Genomic DNA, 5,439 nt, shown 5'->3' on the forward strand with positions numbered 1-5,439 from the left:
TTCTATGTTGTTGAAAAAAGATCATGTTACTAACAAAAAAACCTTTTAGCAAGGTGAGGGGTTGATTTCCGTTCCGCCAGCGTCCTTTCCAGGGGGCGTCCGATGAGCCGCTTCACTCACTTACGTTCGCTCCAGAGTCTCCTCTGTGACGCTCACTCAATCCCCTAGGAGTGACGCTGGCTCCACTCCAATCAACCATTCTGCAAAGTGGCTTTACTTTTTTCATAGTAGCATAGCGATTAAATCGCCTATTATCTATATTCTTAGAGGGGATAAACTCTTATTTTCAATGTGGAGAAGTGATGCGTGACAACACCTCTTCATAAAGAGTAATGAACACCTTCACTTTATCTGAAAACCTTTGCTAAAAAGTTAGATATTTATGGGTTGGAGTGGAGGGCTACTTGACTCCCTTGGGATAGCGAGACAGGCAAAGCTCTAAACGAAGTGCTAGCGGAGGAAGTGATTCGGCGCTCGCCCACAGGAAAGCAAGTAGCCTGCAATGGAAATTCATTTTCACTTTTCACAAAAATTCTATTGATTGATTTGTTTTTCAATACTATGTTAAGAGGCTGGGACAAAAGTGTTTCAGCCCATAAAAAATACCGAACTATCCACTAAAACGCATACGAAGTGTTTCGGAATAGTTCGGTTTTTCTAGTTATCATGTTTGTTAAAGATTATTCGTCTTTATGAAGGTCTCAGTTAGTTGTGTCCCAGCCTTTTTCTCATTATCGATTTATCCAATAAAAAGCGCCTGGGCAAACTAACGTTTCCTTTGTACGTTTTGGATCTTTTAATGTCACGCCAAATGGCCCTTCTTTGACATGACCGAGTGTCATGGCTACTGCGCTCTCTTCCTTATAGAAATCTAAACGCATATTCGGTAGCTGTAGTGACATATACTGCTCATATTGCACAGGCTCTGGTAGCTGCAACGCCTGTTGCCACAGCTGAACGGTTGCCTGCATGTCCTTGACATAGAATTGGATGGATTCCATCGTTATAGCCTGTTTTACATCAATGGCACCACTTGCCTTTAGTTGAGCCAAACGCTCTTCATCTTCCTCCGCCCATTCAATCAAAAATGGAAAATCGATTGGAAGATCTGGCTTGCCAAAATGCAGTAGCTTCCATTCTACAACAGTGCCATCTGGTCTTGTTCGGCTACATGCATCTGGCCCATATACTTCATAGCCCAATGCTCGCAAGCGCCGACCCGCTTCCTCAATATTTTTTGTGCGCAGGGCAATTCGAGAAAATCCCTGGCGCTCTTGATCACGTTTAAACGTATAATGTAGGGAATAAGGGTATTGTGCCGCTTGCTCAAATAAATCACGATCATAGATAGCAATTTGTTCAATATAGCTTAAGCCAAAGTAGCTTAACGTATTATAAGTCCCCCACATCGTGTGCTGCCCACCATTCACTGTATGGACATTTCGTTTATTGAAGAAAACCTTTATATTTTCTGGTGATTCCACTTGATGAACCAGATGATCAAAATATAAAGTCATGGCCATTCCCCTTTCTTTCCCCATTACCTTTACCTGTATGTTTGATTGGTTTAAAATTTACTCAAGAAAAGGAGTTACTAGTAGGATATGAAAAAAAGTTTCGTTTACCTACAAACTCCGTTCACTAATTTCATAAAGAGGTGATTTGAATGACAGATTTAGTAGCTGCTTTTAAATTAGCATTAGGTAATTATCCTACAGGCGTAACAGTTGTCACGACATGTCATGACACAAAACCTATTGGCTTAACCGTCAATTCCTTTGCATCTGTTTCAATCGACCCGCTCCTTATTTTGTGGTCACTCGATAAAAAATCTCAGCTCCATCCTTATTTTACGGCTGCGCCAAATTTTGCGGTCAATATTTTAGCGAGTGATCAAGAACATTTATGTACACTATTTGCAAGTAAAATCCCTGATCGCTTTGCACAAGCACAGTGGTCAACTTCCTCTTTTGGACTACCGATTTTACATGATACAGCAGCTAATTTACAATGTAAAACGTTTCAGCAAATTGATGCTGGCGACCATACCATTTTTATTGGGCAGGTGATAGACATTACAAATGCTCAAAAAGAGCCTTTACTTTATCATCGCCGTCATATCGGTCCTATACCAAAAAGCTTTTATAGCTAGCCTTTACACAAAAAAAGGGCCACTTGTAAGCAAAGGAAATCCTTCATGCTTATAGGTGGCCGTTTGACATAAGTTCTACTGAAATCATTGTTATTTTTTCTGCGGAAATCTCTGCTTTTCAAGCCTATTAATTTGCACAATCACACCATCTTGAATCGTAATATGCACTTCACCAAATTCAAGATTTTGAATCGCCTTCGCAATTGCCTCTAATTTCTTATCATCTACTTTTACCGACTGAGCCATACGATACACCCCTTCTCTTTTATCCTTATTGATCATAAAGAGGCCAACGCATCAAACTGATTGATAGCCCCTCCTATCTCTCAGACACCATCTGTTGGATTTGGCACCTGTTTTTCGGTTGCCGAGGCTTCATTGGGCCAAGTCCCTCCACCTCTCTTGATAAGAGTACTGCGTTTCTTGAAAATAATTCTATAATTCTGCTATAGGAATGTCAATACAAAATATTAGAAAACCTAGTTGAATACTATGCAATGTAAGAATTTTATAGACTATTCACACATAATCCTACCGTATTGTATGCTATGTCAATATATCTAACCACAGAAGCAAAGAAAAAAACTGCACAGAAATATAGCCTCTGCACAGTTCTTGATTTTATTGTTCTTGTAAACAGGCCATTAATGCTTGTGCGGTCTGTTGCTTCCCCATCACCTTGATTGGTTGGCCTTCAGCAGGCACGATCCAATGAGGCTCATCCCCTCCGTATAAAGACTGGGAGCTATTTGCTACCATAAATTGAGCATTGGCTGTTTCCATACGCAGTCTTGCGCGAGCTAGCAAGAACTCCTCATCATCCGTCGCTTCGAGCTTAAAGCCTACTAATGTTACCTTTGGTTGCCAACCCTTGATTTGTCCTAACACTTTTGGCGCCTTTTTAAAATGAATAATAGGTGGTTCGTCGGAAGGCATTTTCCCCGCCTCCTCCATTAAATTACCTGATTGATCATACACCTTGTCAATGATCCAATCAGAGCCAGCAGCAGCCATAATGACGATATCGACTTGTTGTTGTTGGACAGCATGACACACCTTTTGTCCTAAATCCTCTATGCCTTCAAATTTTATCAATGTCATTTTGTTGTGGTTTTCTGGGAGCTGTGCAAAGTAACCATGCATATATACTACGTTAGCGCCAGCAGCCAGCGCCGCCTCTGCTAAATAACAGCCCATTGTGCCTTTTGATAAATTCGTGTGCCCTCGTACACGATCCCATTTTTCAAGTGTTCCCCCACTTGTAATGAGTACGGTTTTGCCTTGTAATGTCCCCATACACTCACCTATTTTCTGAAATATATACAAATACTATTTTAACGTAATGTAAGGATATGCTTCAATAGCGACTATCGTAGGGAGCTGTTTTGTTCATTTAACCAAGCGCTTAAAATCTCTGCAAATTTCTTTGTAACGGGTGAAGCATGGTGTTTCATAGCAATCCCAATGGTGCGGTAGCCACCTTGCTTTAATGGAATCGCTTTCAATGTTGGTGGTAAATTTTGAATAACCAATTGGGGTAAAATACTAATCCCTAAATGATGTGAAATCATAGAAAGAATCCCTACCTCCTCAGAAAGCTCAAAGCGAATATTCGGCTTTATATGATATTGCTCTAATAGCACCTTGACATCATTTGTCCCTTTATAGGAAGTCATAATAAATGGCATATCCTCTAGGTCTACGATATCAATTTCTGTCTTATCAAATAAGGGACTATTATCGGAAACAATACATAATAATGGGTCTTGTTGTAACTCAGTAAATTGATATTGCTCTGACTTTTGACCGTTCAAGAACCCGACTTCTACTTCACCACTTAAAAGCCATTGTTCAATTTCATAGTAATCTCCTTCTCGTAACTCCACCTGTATTCCTGGAAATTGATTATCCATGATGCGAACAATTTCTGGCATCCAATTCGAAGAAATGCTTGAAATTACACCAATTCGAACCTTACCACGTGTCACGCCAAGAATATGAGCTGCTTCCTGTTGTAATAATTCCTGCGCATCCAAAACCTGACGCATTGCCCTTAGCATCGTTTGTCCCTCACTCGTTAATGTTACACCTACACGACTTCGATGAATGAGAGCAAAGCCAAATTCTTTTTCTAAACTTGACACGGCATGACTCACAGCAGACTGTGTTAACCCTAGTGCATCAGCTGCTTTTGTAAAGCTTGCCACCTCTGCCACCTTTGTTAAAATCTCGTATTTAACTAAGCTCATCCGCAATCCCTCTATATACATGAATTTTTTTAATCCTATTCATTATAAACATTCGTTTTACTAATCACAATACAAGATATATAGTAATTTTTAGTATAAAAACTGTTTTAGTACACAGATGGTAGGTGAACATAATGAGTATCCAAGGAAAAGCAAATGTATTGATGGTTATTGTCACAATGTTTTGGGGGCTCTCTTATACCTTTATGGTCATGGGGCTAGAAACATTGGCAGTTTATAATGTGGTGGCATTGCGTTGTATCATCGCATTTTTCGTAGCAGGACTTATTTTTTACAAACGGATGATCAAAGTAAATGGTAAAACATTAAAATATGCGGCTATTCAAGGATTTTTATTATTCATTGTGTTCGCGTTAAGTTTATTTGGTTTACAGTCTACTTCTGCTTCAAATGCTGGCTTCATCTTGAGCCTAACAGTCGTGTTAGTGCCGATTTTCAGCAGCTTTATTGAAAAAAAATTACCTTCTCGAGCAGTTAGCTTTGCGATCATTTGTACGATGATTGGTATTACCGTCTTAACAGCACATGGCTCATTCACATTCCATACAGGTGATTTATTAGTAGCAATTGCTGCGGTATGTTATTCAATTTATTTACTTTTAAATAGCTCATTCACACGAAATGTAGAATCCATTTCATACGGAATTTATCAGCTTGGCTTTGCTGGTATTTATGCACTTGGCTTAACATTTCTATTCGAAACACCGACATTGCCAAATTCCACAACATCTTGGATTGCTATTTTAGGGCTTGGCATCATCTGTAGTGCGTTTTGCTTTGTTGGTCAAACTGTTGCACAACAGTATACTTCTGCTACACATACAGGTCTAATATTCTCCTTAGAGCCTATTTTTGCCGCTATGTTTGCCATGATGTTTATCGGGGAAGGCTTAACTATGAAATTAGCGATTGGTGGTAGCTTCATTCTTATTGGGAATTTAGTGGCTCAATTAGAGCACTTCCATGCCCTACGCTTTATAAAGAAAGACGCACAAGAAAAAGTCATACAATAAAACA

General features: G+C 39.5%; 6 protein-coding genes and 1 riboswitch. Of the genes, 2 read left to right on the top strand and 4 right to left on the bottom strand.

The window, feature by feature from the left end; genetic code table 11:
• Positions 1–731: 731 nt before the first annotated feature.
• A complete protein-coding gene (locus tag ACEVFT_RS23685) occupies positions 732–1,517 on the bottom strand; it encodes a VOC family protein (protein WP_393951506.1) in 786 nt (261 codons plus the stop codon).
• A gap of 149 nt (positions 1,518–1,666) precedes the next feature.
• Here ACEVFT_RS23685 and ACEVFT_RS23690 point away from each other — a divergent pair, with 149 nt between their 5' ends.
• Positions 1,667–2,152, top strand: coding sequence for a flavin reductase family protein (locus ACEVFT_RS23690; protein WP_342443160.1), 486 nt, complete (start codon positions 1,667–1,669; stop codon positions 2,150–2,152).
• A 90-nt stretch (positions 2,153–2,242) separates the two neighbouring features.
• Here the strand turns inward: ACEVFT_RS23690 and ACEVFT_RS23695 are convergent, their stop codons facing one another.
• From ACEVFT_RS23695 to ACEVFT_RS23705, 3 genes are all read right to left on the bottom strand, one after another.
• Positions 2,243–2,398, bottom strand: a complete 156-nt coding sequence (locus ACEVFT_RS23695; protein WP_004269393.1) for a YezD family protein — start codon at positions 2,396–2,398, stop codon at positions 2,243–2,245.
• A 70-nt stretch (positions 2,399–2,468) separates the two neighbouring features.
• Positions 2,469–2,564: riboswitch (SAM riboswitch) on the bottom strand.
• 209 nt (positions 2,565–2,773) lie between these two features.
• Positions 2,774–3,448 (bottom strand): phosphopantothenoylcysteine decarboxylase domain-containing protein, encoded by a 675-nt coding sequence (locus ACEVFT_RS23700; RefSeq protein WP_393951507.1) that lies wholly within the window; start codon positions 3,446–3,448, stop codon positions 2,774–2,776.
• Between the two features lie 71 nt (positions 3,449–3,519).
• On the bottom strand, positions 3,520–4,401 hold the full coding sequence (locus ACEVFT_RS23705; RefSeq protein WP_205442591.1) for a LysR family transcriptional regulator: 882 nt from the start codon (positions 4,399–4,401) through the stop codon (positions 3,520–3,522).
• A gap of 134 nt (positions 4,402–4,535) precedes the next feature.
• On the opposite strand from ACEVFT_RS23705, the gene ACEVFT_RS23710 reads away from it, so the two are divergent.
• Entirely contained in the window at positions 4,536–5,435 is a 900-nt protein-coding gene (locus ACEVFT_RS23710) for a DMT family transporter (RefSeq protein WP_205442590.1), read from the top strand.
• Positions 5,436–5,439: the final 4 nt, after the last annotated feature.

Source organism: Lysinibacillus sp. PWR01 (assembly GCF_043359455.1).
Lineage (GTDB): Bacteria > Bacillota > Bacilli > Bacillales_A > Planococcaceae > Lysinibacillus > Lysinibacillus fusiformis_F.